This is a genomic window from Mycobacterium sp. (assembly GCF_049280035.1).
In the GTDB taxonomy this organism is placed as follows: domain Bacteria; phylum Actinomycetota; class Actinomycetes; order Mycobacteriales; family Mycobacteriaceae; genus Mycobacterium.
In genome coordinates this window covers 1-1,904 of the sequence record NZ_JBAPPI010000742.1, presented here as the reverse complement: position 1 = coordinate 1,904, position 1,904 = coordinate 1, and the positions used below count along the sequence as shown (strand labels likewise).

At 65.8% G+C, this 1,904-nt stretch carries 3 protein-coding genes; 1 reads left to right on the top strand and 2 read right to left on the bottom strand.

Annotated features, from left to right (window positions below; translation table 11 throughout):
* Together WAN71_RS23885 and WAN71_RS23880 are read right to left on the bottom strand one after the other, a co-directional pair.
* Positions 1-309: RNase H family protein (locus WAN71_RS23885; RefSeq protein ID WP_422227705.1), on the bottom strand; the 309-nt coding region annotated here is incomplete at its 3' end.
* A gap of 47 nt (positions 310-356) precedes the next feature.
* On the bottom strand, positions 357-1,019 hold the full coding sequence (locus WAN71_RS23880) for a glyoxalase (protein ID WP_422227704.1): 663 nt from the start codon (positions 1,017-1,019) through the stop codon (positions 357-359).
* 67 nt (positions 1,020-1,086) lie between these two features.
* On the opposite strand from WAN71_RS23880, the gene WAN71_RS23875 reads away from it, so the two are divergent.
* Positions 1,087-1,904, top strand: an 818-nt coding sequence (locus tag WAN71_RS23875) for a fumarylacetoacetate hydrolase family protein (RefSeq protein WP_422227703.1), incomplete at its 3' end; no start/stop codon positions are given.

Genomic DNA, 1,904 nt, shown 5'->3' with positions numbered 1-1,904 from the left:
CTTCACCGGCTGCTTCGCGGCGGTCTTCCATCCGTTGCGCTCCCAACCGAGAACCCACTTGGTGATCCCGTTCCGGACATAGGTGCTGTCGGTGTAGAGGTGCACCGTCACGGGTTTGGTGAGTGCCTCCAGTGCCATGATGGGTGCGGTCAATTCCATCCGGTTGTTGCTTGTCTCGCCGGAGTCGCCGCCGCACATCTCGCGGACGTGCTGACGCCGGCGGAGCACCGCTCCCCAGCCGCCGGGCCCGGGGTTCGGTCGGCAGCCGCCGTCGGTATGGATGATCACGACGTCCTCGAATGCGACCATCCGCCGAGGATAGGCAGAGCATCGAGCGGTCGGCTCGACAACACGCCTCAGCAATCGCGAATGTGGGTCGAGATCATCGCGGACCGGACCGAGATTCCGAGCGCGTGATGCCGGAGCGTCGTGATCCGGCGTCCGGGTTGTACCGCATCCTTGACCGGTGCTGTGCGATCACCGAAGTAGGCGGCGGTCGCGTCGATGTCCGCGACGACGTACGTGATCCCCCAGAGGCTGGATGGGCCCTCGCCCGCAGTCTCTGGCGAACCGACGACTTCGATAATCACCTCTCCGGCCCGAAAGAAGATCTGGCGCATTGGTCGTCCGCCGAGTTGGTGGTCCCGCTCGCGGCGCGATTCGATACCGATGGCACTCAGCGATTCGACCGTTCGGCGCAGGTCAGGTGACAGCAGCACCACGTGGTCGATCGCGCGGACGCCGTTCGCATGCCTGGCCGGGACCACAGCGACCGCGTCTGACCTCGTCGTCGGGATGCCATCGACGTCCTGGAGCGGGCCGTCCGACGGCAGGCCGCGCAACGACCACCCGACGATGCCGGTGCCGCGGGCACGCCCGGACAACCGGATTTGAACGCCGCCGACCCGGCAGACGGAATCGGAGTCCACGCTGAACCCGGCTTGCACCCAGGTGTCCGCCGGGTCGGCGACCGCGAATTCGTCGACGGTGACATTATCCGCGCGTTCGTTAGCCCTCATCTCGCCTCCGAATATTGCACACTCGACGAAGGCATCTGCGCCGGTTGTACGAGAGGAATGAATCACGATGCGGTGGGTCACTTTTCGAGACGGCGACGGCGAGCGGACCGGAGTACTTTCCGGCGATGCGATTCACGCGCTTCGACCGGGCGTGAGCTTGTTGGATCTGATCGGGCGCGGCGCGGAGGGACTGCAGGAGGCAGGGGAGCAGGCGCTCCGGTCGTCGCCCACCGCGCGCCTGGATCAGGTGACGTTGATGGCGCCGATCCCGCGGCCGCCGTCGATTCGTGATTCGCTGTGCTTCCTCGACCACATGCGCAACTGCCAGGCCGCGATGGGCGGCGGCCGGGTGCTCAAGGACACCTGGTACCGGATCCCAGCCTTCTATTTCGCCTGCCCGTCAACCGTTCTCGGCCCCTACGACGACGCCCCGATGGCGCCCGGAAGTGTTTGGCAGGACTTCGAATTGGAGATCGCCGCGGTGATCGGGACCGCGGGCAAAGACCTGTCGGTGGCCGACGCCGAACGGTCGATCGTCGGGTACATGATCTTCAACGACTGGTCCGCACGTGATCTGCAGCAGCTGGAAGGCCAACTGGCGATCGGCCAGGCCAAAGGCAAGGACAGCGGCGTCACACTGGGCCCGTGTCTGGTGACGCCCGACGAACTCGAGTCCTACCTTCGCGACGGCACGTTGAGCCTGTACGCGACCGCGCTGGTCAACGACCAGGTGATCGGTTCGGGATCGACCGCGCAGATGGATTGGAGCTTCGCCGAGATCATCGCCTACGCTTCGCGCGGCGTGATGCTCGATCCGGGCGATGTTTTTGGCTCCGGAACCGTGCCGACCTGCACGCTGGTCGAACACCTCGACCCAACGGCGCC

Coding starts and splice junctions, on each gene's coding strand:
- WAN71_RS23880 (WP_422227704.1), bottom strand. CDS start 1,019: ATGAGGGCTAACGAACGCGCGGATAATGTCACCGTCGACGAATTCGCG.